We start from the raw sequence: 15,388 nt of genomic DNA, 5'->3' as shown, positions 1-15,388 counted from the left end.
GTAAAGAAGAAGTTAAAATAAAAAAGCTACTGCTCCTTTCAAAGGAGCAGTAGCTTTTTTATTTTAGGGAAATTTGGATCTAGACATTATTTCTTCAAAACCGGTATCCAAATTTCACTTTTGAAGTTTGGAGAAGTTACATCTTTCTGTTCATTCCACAATATTTCCGGTCCTTCTGCTAGTTCATAGTTCGAAGAAGGGAACCATTCGGAATAAATACGTCCCCACACATTTTGTAATGCATCAGGAAATGGACCGACAGCTTCAAATATAGCCCATGTTGAAGCAGCGACTTCAAGTTGCGCAAATTGCTCTGGGCAATCTTTCGTTGTGGCTACTCCAATATAGTGATCGAGTTCGCCTTTTTCTTCCATTCTTCCTTCAGAAAAGTTAGTAGAGGCACTAATGATTCCATTTGGGTTCACATTTGAAAGCATCTTTAATGTTTGAATGGACTGTGGGGTTAAACTTTTCCACATAGAAGCAATTTCTTTGTTTACACCGTTAAAAACGATTGGTACTCGTTTTTGTATACCAATGATTTGAAATGGCCCTTTTTCTTCAATTCGATAGTTCATTTCATTTCCTCCTTGAATGGATAGTTGGAAGGTCATTGGTGAATAAGCCTTCAAAGAACGAATTGTACTTCGAGCTTCTGAAGGCGTTATTCCGTGCAAATTTTGAAATGCACGTGTAAATGAATCTGGTGAGTTGTATCCATATTTTATAGCGACATCAATGACTTTTGCATTGCTATCTTTTAGTTCAAAGGCAGCAAGGGTAAGACGTCTACAGCGAATATATTCTGATAGTGATATGCCAGCTAAAAAAGAAAACATTCTTTTGAAATGATATTCGGAGCAGAAAGCTATTTTTGCGACTTCTTTAAAATCAATTTCGTGTGTAAGGTTGTCTTCAATATACTGCATTGCCGCATTCATATTTTTAAGTGAATCCACTATATGACCTCCTTTGTATATAGAATATCAAGAACGAAATAGCTCCATCCGACATTTCATGCACAACTTTGTGGGGGCATTTTTAACCTTACAAAATTGTAATGTTCCTGTAAGGAGAATGAATGGATGGCATGATATCCCAATGTTATAGTAACAAAGTACTTTAGTACATTAGGTTAAATTCTGATGTCTTTACTTATGTGCCTTACATAACTGTCATGTTTGTGTAAGAAACATCGATAGTGGCAAGAGTAGAGAGTGTATATAGTTGAAAATAGAGAATAGAAGAAATGAGGGATGTCGAGATGAAAACAGTGTTAGAAGCAAAAAATATTGAAAAAGTATATGACACAGGTGGGAATAAATTTGCAGCGTTAAAGGGTATTAACTTACAAGTAAAAGAAGGTGAGTTCGTTGGAATTATGGGACCTTCTGGTTCGGGTAAGACGACTTTACTAAACGTTCTTTCTACAATTGATAATGCGACGAACGGTGAAATTTTAATTGATGGAAAAGATATTGTGAAGATGAATGATGATAAGCTAGCGTTATTCCGTCGCGATCATTTAGGATTCATTTTCCAAGATTATAACTTATTAGATACGTTAACGGTAAAAGAGAATATTGCGCTACCTCTTGCGTTATCAAAGGTAAAAGCGAGTGAGATTGATCGCCGCGTTCTGGAAATCTCAAAGAAATTCGGTATTGATCATATTTTAAGTCAGTTCCCATATCAAGTATCTGGTGGACAGAAGCAGCGCTGCGCAGCATCGCGCGCGATCGTTACAAGTCCTAGTATGATATTTGGGGACGAACCGACTGGAGCACTTGATTCTAAATCAGCGACAGATTTATTAGAAAGTATGAAGTCGTTAAATGAATATGATAATTCTACAATTTTGATGGTAACGCATGATGCATTTGCGGCGAGTTATTGTAAACGCGTTATTTTCATTAAAGATGGTGAGTTATATAAAGAATTACACCGTGGTGAATCAACACGTAAACAGTTCTTCCAAAAAGTCGTTGACGTAATGTCTTCTATTTCTGGAGGTATGGCTGATGACCTTATCTAGCATTGCCCTCCGCAACATACAGCGGAACTTTAAAGACTACTTTGTATATTTTGCATCTATGATATTTAGCATCGTCATCTATTTTACATTTAAGGCGTTGCAGTATAATTCACAAATGGAAAAAGCTGCGGAAGGTTCTAAAAAAATTAGCGGTGCATTTCAAGTTTCAAGTGTCATGCTAATTATATTCGTAGCGGTGTTCATTATATATTCGAACGGTTTCTTTACACGAAAACGTAAAAAAGAAGTTGGGCTATATTCGTTACTCGGTATTCGTAAAAAACAAATCGGTAAAATGCTCTTTTATGAAAATATGTTAATGGGATTAATGTCTTTAATTATAGGGATTGCGATTGGTAGCGTCCTTTCAAAATTATTCCTTGAGTTATTAGTAAGTATGATGGGATTAAACTTAAATGTTCATTTTGAAGTGCCGATGGCTGCAATTGTTGATACAGCAATTATTTTCTTTGTGATTATATTGTATACATCACTTCAAGGATATCGTTTAATTTATCGATTCAAGCTAATTGAACTTTTCCGCGCTGAACGTGAAGGGGAAGCAATGCCAAAAGGGTCTGTAATTATGGCATTCATTTCAGTTTTCTTAATCGGTTCGGGGTATTTCTTAGCGTTAATGTTTATGAAGGCAGTTGTGTATGCAGACTTTATGGTAGTCGCACTTTACATTTTACTGGCGACAGTATTAGGTACGTACTTACTATTTATGTTCTTTACAGTATTTGTATTGAAACGTGCAAGAAATAATAAATCATCGTTTTATAACGGTATGAATATGGTAACGACGTCACAGTTACTATATCGTATTAAAGGGAATGCAAAGTCACTTGCGACAATTTCTATTTTAAGTGCAGTAACATTAACAGCGGTTGGTACGTCAGTTACGATGTATTACAACACATTTACGCAATCAAAAGCAGCTATGCCATACAGCTATTCTTATGAGAAAAAGGATGCAGAACTGGATAAGAAAGTAAATGCGATTTTTGCGGAAGAGAAAGGGAATCACCCTGTTAAAGATCACTTTGAAGTTGAGACAGTTCCTGTCAAAGGGAAGTTTGAAGGGGATAAAGTTGATTTCATTCTTAATATGAACTACACGATTTCAGAAAAATATCAGTTTATATCTCAGTCCGAATTTAACAAACTTGCTAAAAAAATTGATGCGGAAACAGTGAATGTAACTACTGGTGAAGCATTTATATATGATAGTTCTTATATTGAAGGGCATGAGTTTAGTCCTCAATATAAAGGGAACAAAGCAGTATTCCAAATTGGCAATGAAACGAAGAAATTAACGATTCAAGGTGCAAATGATACTGCAATTACGAACTTAGGTGAACTAGTTGTTGTCGTTTCAGATGAAATGTATGAACAAGCGAGGCAAGCATTTGGAACACGTGTTGTAAAAAATATTGATGTAAAAGATGAAAAAAATAGTAAAGTGTTAACAGAAAAATTAACAAAAGTGATGCCAGTTGGTGAATCAGAAATGGTACCACCATTTAGAGATTTCTATACTGGTTTCCAGATGGGGCTTGAAGGAACGGGACTAATGATGTTCATCGGAATGTTCTTAGGACTTGTATTCTTACTAGCAACAGGCTCTATCATTTACTTTAAACAATTAACAGAAGCAAATGCAGATCGTGAGCGTTACGTCGTACTTCGTAAAGTTGGTGTAACGAAACAAGAGATGAAAAAAGCTATCGCAAAACAAGTAAGCTTTATCTTTGCAATTCCGTTAGTAATCGGAATTCTGCATAGCTTATTTGCACTAAAAGGCTTAGCAAACTTATTACCATTTGAAATTATGATTCCGCTTCTAATTAGTATCGGAGTATACAGCGTTATTTATATCAGTTATTACTTCTTAACAGTTCGCTCTTATTATAAGATTGTGAGCGCGAAGTAATAGACGGTAGCTGTAAGGAAATAAGAACAAGAAAAATAGTCATTCACCTAATTTTTTAGTCAGGTGAATGGCTATTTTTGTTTTGATAAGCGCTAGTGGGAGATAAAACAAATAACATTTGAGGAGGGAGTAGGCATACAGAATTTGTGTACTGTAAGTCTGTCATTCTTGTTATATTAATAAAATGATGTAAATGGAGTGTTACATATTACTTGATGGGATGAGAAGAACGAAGATTGAAAGTATGGCAGAAGCAAGTGGAATGAACTTTTGTAGCATAGTTAACTTTCCACCTTTATGAAGCTTAGAAGACTTAAAGAAGCTAATTAAGAAAATAAAGGACGTAAATAATAATCCTAAGTATCCCCATCCATCTTCAATATACCAAGGCAAAAAGCTCATTCGTGATGTGAAAATAGATAAATTGAATACTAAGGTGCTAATGATTACCGTATTTAAAATCGTGATATTTGTCTGTTTTTTCATTTGAATTATACTCCGGAATTTATTTTATCCCGCATTAACGGACAGTGGACAGTAAAACCCCACTGATTAAAGTTTCACTTTATTGAGATGTTTTTGCCATTTCCATAAATCGCTGTTCAATTTCATCTAGTTCGAATGAATGGCATATCCTACGGTCTTCTTTATCTAAAATTCGATAATATTGAGATAAAATATTTTGTTGTATTTGATAACTGTTTAATTCTTTTATTTGTCGCCACCACACTTTTCCTCCTAACGTCTTCGGGAAGTTCGTATTGTAATGTGTAAAAGCGATTGTTTTTATAATTTCATTCACATCATCCCAAAATGTCATCTGGACTGTATCGCTCTGTTCGAAGAGTGTTACGGCACAAACTGCGTCTGCCCATGTTAGTGTGCGTCTTCCTTTTTCGATTTCCACTAATGTTTTCTTCGATAAACCAATAATTTCTGACATTTTATCTTGTGATAAATCACTTTCAACACGGATGAGTTTTAATTTTGAATTAACGAGTTCAATAAACTCTTGTTTATCCATAATGCAGCTCCTTTTTTCTTATAGTGTAAAAAGTAACTTTTTCGTTTTTTGAGCTTACTAATTAATATTTCACTTTTAGTTTAAGAAAATGTTAAGAAACCGTACGAGTTTTGATTAAGAAATACGCTCTATACTGAGAAACGTCTTATAGAAAAATATAATGAAGGGCGGGATATAGATGAAAAGATTTATTTTTGGATCATTACTTGTTATTCTGGCAGGAGCGGCATATTTATTAAATGGGAGCACTGGGATGGATAGAATGAATCCATTTCTTGATATAGAGCACCATTATGCAATAATTGATAACGATGGAAAAGAGTTAGGTGGAAATAAAGGTCGTGAATATAAAGTGAAAGCTTATGATGAAAAGGGTAAGGAAAAAGAAGTTACAATTGACGAAGTAGATGAATTACCAAAAGGCTCATACTGGCATGTGCTTACGAGAGGTAAGTTTTTACATGATAAAGTGCAAGTAACAACAGATAAAATTCCTGATGGAGCGAAGGCGAAATTAGGATTGTAAGTATAAAACCGATTCTTAATGTGGGAATCGGTTTTGTTATTTTATGGTAAAATGTAGTTAGAGGGGGCGAGAGTTGTGCTACTCATTGTTAGTCTTATTTTAATCGGGATTATGTGTAGTATGAGAATAGTATCCTTACATATGATAGAGCGGGAAAAGATAGAAGAGCGATATGTATATTGTCCAAAATGTGATGCGAAAATTAGAAGAGGAAATTCTGCTCCTTTTTGTTCGAAATGTAATTTAATATTTTAACTATATTAAATCCAAAATCACTTTGTATGGTTTTGGATTTTTTATGTTGAAAAATCACAGTGCGATTTCAGAAAAATGAAAGAGAAAATGATGTTCTCTTTCGTTTTTTTAGTTAAAATAGGGTGTACATAACAAGGATATTTTAAATGGAGTGCTATATTTGGGAATTCTTATCATAGTAGGATGCCTATTAATAGGTATCCTTTTTATTGGTCTAAGTATGTATAGGTTTGTAAAAGAAATAAAAGAAAAAGATTCAAAAAAAGGTAAATGGACAGTAGTGGCACAAAATATTCTAGAGCTATTTTGTGATCCGCTGCACCATTCTACTTTTTAATTGGTGCGCTCTTTTTTGTAGTGGGGCTTTTGTTTCTCTCTATGGGAATGGGCTGGGTTGAAATGGATTAGTTGGCGCTAGAGCATTAATTATATACAAGTATGTAAGAGGTATATTAGTAAAAATATTTTATAGTCGTAGTATTAAGAAGGAGAGAGTAAATGCCAATTATAAGAGATATCCAATTAAGTTTTCTAAAAAGAAAAGAGCATATAAGTAGTTTAGAGACATTAAAATTAACATCCTCAAGCAACTATGAGGAAGAGATATCTTTTTTAAAAGAAACGAGCTGTATTACTTCTTTATACGAGCGACATATGTCAAAGTTAAGAACAGACTATGAAAAAGTTATTTTGATTTACTGTGTGGATGATATTTCATTATTAAATCAGTGGGAGAAGCAATATCGAATTTTTCCTGGATATATGAATGTGTTTGTAGAGTATGGGAGTGTAAATGATTTTCCATATTTATCAGATAAAGAGAAAAAAGAATTAGCCCTTCAAATCGTTCATACTGAAATGAAGAGTTTAGCTGTGGAATGTGATTGGGATATAGAGGTGTTAGAAAAAGCATACAATAAGGTACTGGATTTGGATTATAAAAATGAACTTGTATATATAAAGAAGAGTAGTCCGAATAAAAAATATGTATGTAGTATAATTTGGCAGTATGAAGTGGCTTATGCTGATATGTACTTAGAAATAAGGGAGTATAGAACGAGACGATTAATCAAAAAGGAAAAGCTTATTAGAGAAGAAGATATGTATAAAATGTTTAATCATGTTAGTGACGTGGCTTGGAAGTTAAACCATAAAGTGATGTTGATGAACGACAAAGGGAAAACCATGTGGATGTTAACCTTTTTAGAGAAAAACGAGCCAGATAATTTAGTTTGGAAGATTGAAAGAATTGAGGAAAGTTAATAAAAAAGAGCTTGAAACCATTCAAGCTCTTTTTTATTACTATTTATGTCCTAAAATATGCTCAATCTCATGCACACTTAATTTACTTGCCTTAGCAATCGTTTCAAGTGGTATACCAAGATCATACATATTTTTAATCATTTGAATTTTTACCTGCTGAACCCCTTCTTTTCGACCCTTTTCAATGCCTTGTTCAATGCCTTTTTTAATCCCTTGTTCCATTCCTCTTTTTATTCCTTCTGTCTCTGCGTGGGCGAATTTTGCTGCTTCATCCATTAAAACTTTCTCCCTTGCGTCATAGGCTTGTCGGAAAGAAGAATCTTGACTCATACGTTCCCATTTATTTATCGCTTTTTGTAAAATAGGATCTTGGTTCATAGCAATATCCTCCAATGTTTTAGTTAAGTGCTCATCCTCATTTGCTGAAAGTAATAAAAGCCAACGAACAAATGGATCTTTCCACGGATTTACTTTTTCTTCATGCCATTGTTCTGTTAACTTTGGGATTTCTACAATGTGAATTTCTATGTCGTCACTTAGGAGTTTCTGTTGTTGTGTATTCCATAATATACTCGTTGAATGGAAGGCGTTTTGTTCTGAAAACATTATGAAGTTTAATAAATTTATGGTGATGGTTTTATGCAGTGAGCTATATGGCAGGCTCTTTTGTAATTGGGATGTGTATAATTTTCCCCAATAATATAAACTACGTTTTATCATATCGTGATTATTATTGAGCTGTATTTCTACATTTACTTTTGTTCCTGTGTTTAATATCGCTGAAATGTCTAAAATAGATAACTTATCCTCTTCATATTCCCGATGCAAATGTGGATCTTCTAGTTGTAGAGAAGCAATGGGCGACTCTAAAGACTCTTGTAACATAGCGTTTAAAAATGCAATTAGGATATCTTCACTACCATTCGTACCAAACAATTGTTTAAATGCAAAATCAATGCGTAAATTAACTAACTGTTGGTTGAACACAGCGTTTCCTCTCCCTTGTATCAGGTTGTTTCTTTCTTTCTTTCATTGTACCTAAAAAGAACTAGGCCATGCAAACAGGCCCTTCTGCTATTTTGTTAGTAGTATTATTAGAAAATGAAAGGCAAGTATGTCTATGTTATACTCTAGTGAAATTGAATTTTTTCAATCAGTAGCTGCTACAATAGAGAAGAAAGATCCAAGTGTTATTGTGAATAAGGATTCTAATACACATTGGAAAAATTGGATGGATTTTGAGTGTGAATGAAATTTAAAGGATAGGAGAACTCATAATAGATGAAAAGAAGAAGAAAGTCCGGAGAAAAGATACAAATGAACCAATTTACATTCCCTTTATGTTACGGAAGTGAAGCACCATCTTATTACTATGAGGTAGCGGCTCATGAAAGAGAGGGACGCTTCCATTTAACATCAGATCTTTGTGTAATGGACGATGAACATTATTTTATTAGAGGCTGTTTAGAGATTCCTATAATTGATTACCACGAAAATTTCATCTGGACTGTGTGGGTATCACTTAGTAAAGAAAGTTATGATAAAGTACTAGAAGAGTGGGATGAGAGAGGACGAGAGAATAGTGATCCTCATTTTGGCTGGTTATCTGTAGAAATACCAGTTTATCCAGAAACACTAAATTTAAAGACAAATGTACATATAAGAGAAGTTGGAATGGCACCGTATGTTGAAGTAGAGCCAACCAATCACCCTTTAGCGATAGAACAAAGAAATGGAATTACTTTAGAGAGAGTTAAAGAAATACAAGAAATTATACAACGACATAATTAGATTAGAAGAAAAAAACGAGTGATATCACTCGTTTTTTTCATTACACAACATTAGGATTATAAATCATCGTAAAGTGCGCTTGTAACAACTCAATATGACACGGTGTATGTAGAGAGCTTTCACCATCTGTATCTACTTCTTTTTCTTCTTCTGTTTCAATATGAATGGATTTAGCTTTGACGTGGAAGATGTCATTTTTATTTGAGTCTTCAAATAGTTTCTTTCCGATATAATCTTTAAACGCTTGAATGCCTGTTGATTTGACTACGAAAATATCAAGTGTTCCGTCATCACATTTTACGTTCGGAATAAAGGATGGGATACCCCCGAGATATTCACCGTTTCCAACCATAACAAGGACAGCTTCATCTTCATACACTTGTCCGTCGTAAGTAATTTTTACTGGGAATGGTTCAGCATTTTTTACAGTTCGAATGGTGCTTAAATAGTAACCAATTTTACCAAGCTTTGCTTTCTCTTCTGCATCAATATTGTTTGATACTTCAGATACGAGTCCAATGCCCCAGAAGTTTAAGAAGTGTTGTCCGTTTGCTTTTGCGACATCAATTGGTTTTACATGTTCTTTTGTAATGAGTTTCGCTGCTTCTGCAATATTTTGCGGAACACCAAGTGTGCGAGAGAAGTCGTTGCAAGTTCCGCCTGGAATGATTGCAAGTGTAGGTCTAGTTTCAAGAGGGGCTAAGCCGTTTGTGCATTCAAATACAGTTCCATCACCACCAAAGACGATAATTAAATCTACTTTACTAGCAAACTCTTGGCAATATTTTGTTGCATCACCTTGTTTTTTCGTATGAAGGATATGTAGGTCAGGAAAAGCTGTGGCAAGTGGTGGTACGATTTTTGTTAAGTTCGTATGTAAATCGCCTTGTCCTGCTTTCGGATTTACGATGAGGAGTACTTTTTCAAATTTTGTTTTTGTCATTCTTCATCTCTCCCTTTGTTTTTATAAATTACGGTAGAAATAAAACTTCCACCAATAATGCATGGAAGCTTATTTGATCCCGCTATTTACGGGCCAATAATCATTGGGAATGGACAAAAACCCCACTGATTAAGGTTTCACTTTATTATATTATTCCGTTACAACTGAAGCGATAAATGGTAAGTTACGATATTTTTCTGCGCAGTCGATACCGTAGCCAACGATAAATTCGTCTGGAATTTGGAAGCCAACATACTCAGCTTTTAAGTCCACTTTACGGCGTTCAGGTTTATCAAGTAACGTACAGAACTTCAATGCTTTTGGTTTATGCATGAAGAAGTGATCTTTTAAGAAGTGAAGTGTTAAACCAGAATCGATAATGTCTTCTACGACAATTACGTTTTTTCCAGTAATGTTTACATCGATATCTTTTAATAGTTTTACTTTTCCAGTTGTTTCTGTTTGATTTCCGTAGCTAGATGCAGAGATAAAGTCGATAGTTACTTCGTTTTTAATATGACGAATTAAATCAGCAGCGAATACGAAAGATCCTTTTAATACAGCGATTACAACGATTTCTTCTCCTTCAAAATCACGTTCGATTTGAAGCGCTAGTTCTTTTACTTTTTCTTGTAATTGTTCTTCAGAAATTAAAGTGTCTTTTATTTCAATTTTCATTTGAATCCTCCTACAGTGTAAAACTTGTGAACATTTCGACTGTAAAGGATAGAAAGAAAAAAGTCAAAGAAGATATAAGGTTTTTACAGAAATGCCCACAAAATAGTCAGATGATATGATATACTGATAATGTTAAGAAAACGCTTCCAAAAAAGGGTGATTATGATGAAAAAGAAACAGTATACAAGTGTAACATTTATAAAAGCATTGTTTTTAACAATTGTTCTTGGTATGTTGGCTTACATAATTGATGTACCTGCAATTCGCATTTCACTAATTGGAATGACTTTAGTATTAGGCGCAATTTCCCACGGTATGATGTCGCAGCTGCAAGAGGCTGGACTTGATGATATGAAAGATTCTATAGATAAGAAATGAGAAACCTTCACGTATATAGAGTGAAGGTTTTTCGTTTCTTACAAAAATGTAAGGTGATTTGTAAGACAAATCGATAGTTGCATAGTAGTGTTTTGGATAAACTATAAGTGTAAGGTAAAAGGTAAGCATATTTTAGGTAAATTAAGTTTTAGGCACTCTATATGTGAAAAAGGAGTAGGAGGGCATGGAGAAACATTGGACGACCTTTTCTTTTTTAGCAACTAGTAACACCATAATGCTAGCTGGAGAAATGGATTTTTTGCATACGTTTGATCGAGAAGACGATCATTCTTCTTCTAAATTTACAATGAAATGGAGTAAGTGGAGCGATAGTTGTAAATTGGAAGAAGAGGCCCCTAACGAAAGGCAAAAAATTATTTTAACAAATCCTATTAAAGCATGGGTCGTTCAATGTCGTAAGTGTAACGTCAAAAATCACTTCAAGAAAACTGAGCCGAGACAATTAGTTATCACTCCGGCCCTTTCTACTTCTCAATCACGCGAAAGTAACAAATAAATATCGAGACACACACCCGAAAAAACATCGTATATATTACGGTGTTTTTTTATTTTTCTAAAATGAAATCTTTAACAGAATTCCATTTCATCTGCATCTTATATTTACATCTCTTGTTTATTCTAATGATACATCCGGTGCGACGTGATGTGTTACTAGAATAAAGTATAAAAGGAGAGAAATAAAATGAAAAAAAAACTATTACCAATTTGTGCAATGGCACTTTTAACAGTAGGATATTCTTCAGTAGCGAGTGCGGATACTGGAACATTAACAAAAGAAGAATCAGCGCAAATGCAGCAAGATAAAGCTAAAAAAGAAGAAGCAATTAAGGAACAGCAAAAGAGCGAAGTAGAGAAAAAAGAAGCGGCACAAGTACAAGAAAAAAGTGATATGGCAAAAAAAGAGGAAGCAATAAAAGCAGGGCAAAAGAATGATACAGCGAAAAAAGAAGTAACACCACAAGTGCAAGAAAAGGAAGCTCTTGCAAAAAAAGAAGAAGCAATTAAGGCAGGGCAAAAGAATGATGCAGCGAAACAGGAAGTAGCAAAGCCAGCTGTACAAGGTGAAAAATTACCAAACACAGCATCAAATAATGTAGCAATGATGGCACTAAGCGCATGTCTTTTAGGGATAGGGACATTATTTGGTTTGAAGCGTCGTAATAAAGTTAAGGCGTAAATAAAATATTTTTCTATAAAGAATGGGATAATTTCATATATTAAAAATGGTAGGTTATTCCTACCATTTTTTGCATGGAGGGATGGAACATGAAGTTACTCAATTATATCGGTATCATATTGATGGCCATAGGGCTATTCATGGGATCGTATTACGCTGTGGAATGGTATAAAGGAAAAAGCTCTGCTCAAGAATTAACGAAAGAAGAAATAAAGAGCCTTAAAAATATACAAGATAATCAACTTTCACATGAAACACCTGTAACTTCTCAAGTACCTTCTTCTCAAACCGAGCATAAAGAAGGAGAAAAGGTAGCAATGTTAAATATACCGAAAATAAAGAAGAAGTTTTCTATATATTGGGGAGCAAATGATGCAACATTGAAAAAAGGAGTCGGTATGTTTGTTAGTGATTTAACGACAACACCATCTGGAGGAGGACATACTGTACTGAGTGGGCATCGAGATACTGTATTTACAGAATTAGGGGAGCTTAAAGAAAAAGATAATCTCATTGTAGAATATGACAATACAATGTACACATATGAAATTCAAAAGATGTGGATTACACACGCGGATGATCGCACTGTTATTGTAAAAAAAGAAGAACCGACATTAACACTGACGACTTGTTATCCATTTGATTATATAGGGGATGCACCGGATCGATATATTATCGAGGCAAAGTTAATTACGAGCAATTCAAAATAAAATTATCAAGTACAAAATGCTAGCTACTTAAAATGAGAGGGGGAGACATAGATTATGTCAAAAAACATTTTAATTGTTGAAGATGAAGATATTTTACGCGAAATATTAAAGGATTACTTTTTGAGTGAACAATATAAAGTGCTTGAAGCGAGAGACGGAAAAGAAGCTTTAGTCTTATTTGAAGAAGAAGAGGTCGATTTAGTTATACTTGATATTATGTTGCCGGAACTTGATGGATGGTCTGTTTGCCGAAGGATTCGTAAGACGTCGGGGGTTCCAATTATTATGCTGACGGCACGTGTAGATGAAGATGATACGTTACTTGGGTTTGAGCTTGGGGCAGATGATTATGTTACGAAACCATATAGTCCGCCTATTTTATTAGCGAGAGCGAAACGATTATTAGAAAGTAGACAAGCATCAAAGAAACCTTTGGAAAATGAAGATGATACATTATCAATTCATGGCATTCACGTCCATTTTCCGTCACGTACTGTTACTGTTGATGAGGCAGACATTACTTTAACACATACAGAATTTGAAATATTAGCTTATTTCATGAAAAATCAAGGGATTGTTTTAACGAGAGAACAGTTAATTTCAAGAATTTGGGGGTACGAATTTGCTGGCGATGATCGAACGGTTAATAGTCATATTCGTAATTTGCGAAATAAATTAGGAGAGAAAGCAAAGTACATTACAACTGTAGTGCGAACCGGTTATAAATTCGAGGGGAACATATGAGAAAAGGGATTGTACTTAAATTATTTACCCTTACAACAGCTCTATGTATGTTGATTTTAGCGACGATATTTATTGGTCAAACGATATTTTTTAAACAATATTATGCGAACCGAAAAGTAGAAGATATTAAAGTGAATTTAAATTCCTTTGAGAAGAATTATTTGAATTATGTAGGAAATGCAGAAGGAATTCAGAAGCTGGAGCAAGATTTTTTAAGAGAAAATAATACGTGGATTACGATATTAGATCAGAATGGGAATTTAAAACATGTGGATGATTTTTATTTTGAAGTAACGATAGACCGTAAGCAACAGAAGAGCTTTGGACAACAAATATTCAAGATTCCCTTAGGTAATCTCGTCAATATAGAGGAGATTGATAATAAATTATCAGAGAAGTTTTTAGGACAAGAAATTTATTTTTCTGGAGTGAGAAAAGAAGAAAGTTTTATTCCATTCTCTTTCTCGTTAGGTAAGCAAAATTTAAGTGGATCTAATAAACCGTTAGAAAAAGCATTTAATGAGAAAATGATTAAATTAGATCAGGAGAAAAAGAAAGCAGCTGAGGAACAAGTTGTTAAGGAAAAGAAGCCGGCCGTTCAGGAGCAAGCTGCTCAGGAATTAGATGCTTTCATAATAGGACGTGTTACGAAAGTACAGTTCCCCGATGTAAAAGGTCCTGTGAATCCAATTTATAAAAATAGTTTATTCTTAGATAGCATAAAAGAATTTCAAACTGATTTATTATTAAAAGAGAATAATCATATACAGTATTCAACACAAATAATGGACTATGAAAAAAATGATATAAAATATAAATTATTAATTAAACCAAAAAAAGAAAAAGACGGATCGGTAACATATATATATGCGATGGCTTCTTTACAGCCTGTAGATGAGGCTGTACAAATGGTGCAAGATTATTACATCTATATTGTTGCATTTGTAGTCATTCTAATTTTTCTAGCTTCGTTTTATTACTCAAAACAAATTGCAAAACCGCTACTAAAAATAAATGATACAACGAAGAAAATAGCTCATTTGGATTTCACAGAAAAAATTCCGATTACTTCAAAAGATGAAATTGGTGATTTATCGCAAAATATTAATACATTATCTAATAAACTACATTCACATATTGGACAGTTAGAACAAGATATTGAAAAAGAAAGAAAGTTAGAAAACACAAGGAAAGAATTTATTGCGGGTGTATCGCATGAACTAAAAACGCCGCTGAGTATTATGAAAAGCTGTATTTCCATTTTAAAAGATGGGGTAGCTGAACATAAGAAAGACTACTATTTTCAGGCGATGGAAAAAGAAGTAGACAAGATGGATATACTAATTTTGGATATGCTTGAATTAGCTAAATTTGAGTCTGGCACATATAACATGAAGATGGATTCTTTCTATATCGATGGAGTGATTGAAGAAATATGTGAACAGCTTTCAGCGGAGATAGAGAAAAAAGAACTGAGTGTGCACAAACATATATGTCCAGCAGAAGTGATTGGGAATCAAAATAGAATTGAACAAGTAATTGTGAATTTTATTACGAATGCAATACGTTATACACCAGAAAAAGAAGATATTATTATTTCCACAATAGACGGGAAGGATCATATAAAAGTATGTATTGAAAATAAAGGTGCTCACATTGAAGAAGAACAATTAGATAAAATTTGGGATCGTTTTTATCGTGTGGATGCGGCACGGAAACGTTCACAAGGTGGAACAGGGCTTGGCCTTGCAATTTCAAAGAATATTTTAGAATTGCACGATGCTGAATATGGGGTGAAGAATACCGAAGATGGTGTGTTATTTTACTTCTATTTACCGAAAAAAGCGTAGACAATACTATCTACGCTTTTTTAATTTATTTTCATATTATCTTTACCTAATCTTTAT

Annotated in this window: 19 protein-coding genes and 1 pseudogene; 14 read left to right on the top strand and 6 right to left on the bottom strand. The window is 34.0% G+C overall.

Features of this window, described 5'->3' with window-relative positions; genetic code table 11:
- Positions 1-86: 86 nt before the first annotated feature.
- Positions 87-959 carry an AraC family transcriptional regulator gene (locus tag MR066_RS22415; RefSeq protein ID WP_201064110.1) on the bottom strand — a complete coding sequence of 291 codons (873 nt, stop codon included), beginning with the start codon at positions 957-959 and terminating at the stop codon, positions 87-89.
- Positions 960-1,264: 305 nt separating this feature from the next.
- Between MR066_RS22415 and MR066_RS22410 the strand changes: the two genes are divergently transcribed.
- Both MR066_RS22410 and MR066_RS22405 read left to right on the top strand, forming a co-directional pair.
- Positions 1,265-2,035, top strand: a complete 771-nt coding sequence (locus MR066_RS22410) for an ABC transporter ATP-binding protein (RefSeq protein WP_000859659.1) — start codon at positions 1,265-1,267, stop codon at positions 2,033-2,035.
- A complete protein-coding gene (locus MR066_RS22405) occupies positions 2,022-3,971 on the top strand; it encodes an ABC transporter permease (RefSeq protein WP_242248568.1) in 1,950 nt (649 codons plus the stop codon). The genes MR066_RS22410 and MR066_RS22405 overlap by 14 nt, the downstream gene beginning before the upstream one ends.
- 201 nt (positions 3,972-4,172) lie before the next feature.
- On the opposite strand, the gene MR066_RS22400 is transcribed toward MR066_RS22405, so the two are convergent.
- A complete protein-coding gene (locus tag MR066_RS22400; RefSeq protein WP_242248566.1) occupies positions 4,173-4,457 on the bottom strand; it encodes a hypothetical protein in 285 nt (94 codons plus the stop codon).
- A 79-nt stretch (positions 4,458-4,536) separates the two neighbouring features.
- A complete protein-coding gene (locus tag MR066_RS22395) occupies positions 4,537-4,995 on the bottom strand; it encodes a helix-turn-helix transcriptional regulator (RefSeq protein WP_242248564.1) in 459 nt (152 codons plus the stop codon).
- Between the two features lie 178 nt (positions 4,996-5,173).
- On the opposite strand from MR066_RS22395, the gene MR066_RS22390 reads away from it, so the two are divergent.
- From MR066_RS22390 to MR066_RS22375, 4 genes and pseudogenes are all read left to right on the top strand, one after another.
- Complete coding sequence (locus MR066_RS22390; protein ID WP_242248561.1) at positions 5,174-5,521, top strand: YxeA family protein; 348 nt, start codon at positions 5,174-5,176, stop codon at positions 5,519-5,521.
- A gap of 75 nt (positions 5,522-5,596) precedes the next feature.
- A complete protein-coding gene (locus MR066_RS27325) occupies positions 5,597-5,776 on the top strand; it encodes a hypothetical protein (RefSeq protein WP_076541023.1) in 180 nt (59 codons plus the stop codon).
- A 160-nt stretch (positions 5,777-5,936) separates the two neighbouring features.
- Positions 5,937-6,184, top strand: a pseudogene (locus MR066_RS22380) (hypothetical protein).
- A gap of 90 nt (positions 6,185-6,274) precedes the next feature.
- Entirely contained in the window at positions 6,275-7,039 is a 765-nt protein-coding gene (locus MR066_RS22375) for a hypothetical protein (protein WP_242248558.1), read from the top strand.
- Between the two features lie 39 nt (positions 7,040-7,078).
- Here the strand turns inward: MR066_RS22375 and MR066_RS22370 are convergent, their stop codons facing one another.
- Entirely contained in the window at positions 7,079-8,026 is a 948-nt protein-coding gene (locus MR066_RS22370) for an Rpn family recombination-promoting nuclease/putative transposase (RefSeq protein ID WP_242248555.1), read from the bottom strand.
- Between the two features lie 127 nt (positions 8,027-8,153).
- Between MR066_RS22370 and MR066_RS22365 the strand changes: the two genes are divergently transcribed.
- Both MR066_RS22365 and MR066_RS22360 read left to right on the top strand, forming a co-directional pair.
- On the top strand, positions 8,154-8,291 hold the full coding sequence (locus MR066_RS22365; protein WP_002167499.1) for a DUF7003 family protein: 138 nt from the start codon (positions 8,154-8,156) through the stop codon (positions 8,289-8,291).
- 29 nt (positions 8,292-8,320) lie between these two features.
- Positions 8,321-8,830: a DUF2199 domain-containing protein gene (locus MR066_RS22360; RefSeq protein WP_242248552.1), complete on the top strand. Its 510-nt coding sequence runs from the start codon at positions 8,321-8,323 to the stop codon at positions 8,828-8,830.
- Between the two features lie 40 nt (positions 8,831-8,870).
- On the opposite strand, the gene MR066_RS22355 is transcribed toward MR066_RS22360, so the two are convergent.
- Positions 8,871-9,773: a diacylglycerol/lipid kinase family protein gene (locus MR066_RS22355; protein ID WP_242248550.1), complete on the bottom strand. Its 903-nt coding sequence runs from the start codon at positions 9,771-9,773 to the stop codon at positions 8,871-8,873.
- A 150-nt stretch (positions 9,774-9,923) separates the two neighbouring features.
- Positions 9,924-10,451, bottom strand: coding sequence for a hypoxanthine phosphoribosyltransferase (gene hpt / locus MR066_RS22350; protein WP_000687586.1), 528 nt, complete (start codon positions 10,449-10,451; stop codon positions 9,924-9,926).
- Between the two features lie 162 nt (positions 10,452-10,613).
- Between hpt and MR066_RS22345 the strand changes: the two genes are divergently transcribed.
- The 6 genes from MR066_RS22345 to MR066_RS22320 all read left to right on the top strand — a co-directional run bounded on the left by MR066_RS22345 (position 10,614) and on the right by MR066_RS22320 (position 15,331).
- The gene (locus tag MR066_RS22345; protein ID WP_002143519.1) at positions 10,614-10,829 is read left to right on the top strand and encodes a hypothetical protein; all 216 of its coding nucleotides are present in this window, start codon (positions 10,614-10,616) and stop codon (positions 10,827-10,829) included.
- Positions 10,830-11,013: 184 nt separating this feature from the next.
- Positions 11,014-11,346 carry a hypothetical protein gene (locus MR066_RS22340; protein WP_002089185.1) on the top strand — a complete coding sequence of 111 codons (333 nt, stop codon included), beginning with the start codon at positions 11,014-11,016 and terminating at the stop codon, positions 11,344-11,346.
- 186 nt (positions 11,347-11,532) lie between these two features.
- Entirely contained in the window at positions 11,533-12,027 is a 495-nt protein-coding gene (locus tag MR066_RS22335; RefSeq protein WP_242248548.1) for an LPXTG cell wall anchor domain-containing protein, read from the top strand.
- An 89-nt stretch (positions 12,028-12,116) separates the two neighbouring features.
- Positions 12,117-12,737: a class D sortase gene (locus tag MR066_RS22330; protein WP_078184696.1), complete on the top strand. Its 621-nt coding sequence runs from the start codon at positions 12,117-12,119 to the stop codon at positions 12,735-12,737.
- Positions 12,738-12,791: 54 nt separating this feature from the next.
- Complete coding sequence (locus tag MR066_RS22325; protein ID WP_016130401.1) at positions 12,792-13,481, top strand: response regulator transcription factor; 690 nt, start codon at positions 12,792-12,794, stop codon at positions 13,479-13,481.
- Positions 13,478-15,331, top strand: coding sequence for a sensor histidine kinase (locus tag MR066_RS22320; protein WP_242248547.1), 1,854 nt, complete (start codon positions 13,478-13,480; stop codon positions 15,329-15,331). Before MR066_RS22325 ends, MR066_RS22320 begins: the two co-directional genes overlap by 4 nt.
- Positions 15,332-15,388: the final 57 nt, after the last annotated feature.

This window comes from Bacillus cereus group sp. BfR-BA-01523, from assembly GCF_022662615.1.
Classification (GTDB): Bacteria; Bacillota; Bacilli; order Bacillales; family Bacillaceae_G; genus Bacillus_A; species Bacillus_A mycoides.
Note: the sequence above shows the minus strand (reverse complement) of the source record. Positions and strands in the feature narration are given on the sequence as shown.

Coding starts and splice junctions, on each gene's coding strand:
- MR066_RS22410 (WP_000859659.1), top strand. CDS start 1,265: ATGAAAACAGTGTTAGAAGCAAAAAATATTGAAAAAGTATATGACACA.
- MR066_RS22405 (WP_242248568.1), top strand. CDS start 2,022: ATGACCTTATCTAGCATTGCCCTCCGCAACATACAGCGGAACTTTAAA.
- MR066_RS22400 (WP_242248566.1), bottom strand. CDS start 4,457: ATGAAAAAACAGACAAATATCACGATTTTAAATACGGTAATCATTAGC.
- MR066_RS22395 (WP_242248564.1), bottom strand. CDS start 4,995: ATGGATAAACAAGAGTTTATTGAACTCGTTAATTCAAAATTAAAACTC.
- MR066_RS22390 (WP_242248561.1), top strand. CDS start 5,174: ATGAAAAGATTTATTTTTGGATCATTACTTGTTATTCTGGCAGGAGCG.
- MR066_RS22375 (WP_242248558.1), top strand. CDS start 6,275: ATGCCAATTATAAGAGATATCCAATTAAGTTTTCTAAAAAGAAAAGAG.
- MR066_RS22365 (WP_002167499.1), top strand. CDS start 8,154: ATGTCTATGTTATACTCTAGTGAAATTGAATTTTTTCAATCAGTAGCT.
- MR066_RS22360 (WP_242248552.1), top strand. CDS start 8,321: ATGAAAAGAAGAAGAAAGTCCGGAGAAAAGATACAAATGAACCAATTT.
- MR066_RS22355 (WP_242248550.1), bottom strand. CDS start 9,773: ATGACAAAAACAAAATTTGAAAAAGTACTCCTCATCGTAAATCCGAAA.
- hpt (WP_000687586.1), bottom strand. CDS start 10,451: ATGAAAATTGAAATAAAAGACACTTTAATTTCTGAAGAACAATTACAA.
- MR066_RS22345 (WP_002143519.1), top strand. CDS start 10,614: ATGATGAAAAAGAAACAGTATACAAGTGTAACATTTATAAAAGCATTG.
- MR066_RS22340 (WP_002089185.1), top strand. CDS start 11,014: ATGGAGAAACATTGGACGACCTTTTCTTTTTTAGCAACTAGTAACACC.
- MR066_RS22335 (WP_242248548.1), top strand. CDS start 11,533: ATGAAAAAAAAACTATTACCAATTTGTGCAATGGCACTTTTAACAGTA.
- MR066_RS22330 (WP_078184696.1), top strand. CDS start 12,117: ATGAAGTTACTCAATTATATCGGTATCATATTGATGGCCATAGGGCTA.
- MR066_RS22325 (WP_016130401.1), top strand. CDS start 12,792: ATGTCAAAAAACATTTTAATTGTTGAAGATGAAGATATTTTACGCGAA.
- MR066_RS22320 (WP_242248547.1), top strand. CDS start 13,478: ATGAGAAAAGGGATTGTACTTAAATTATTTACCCTTACAACAGCTCTA.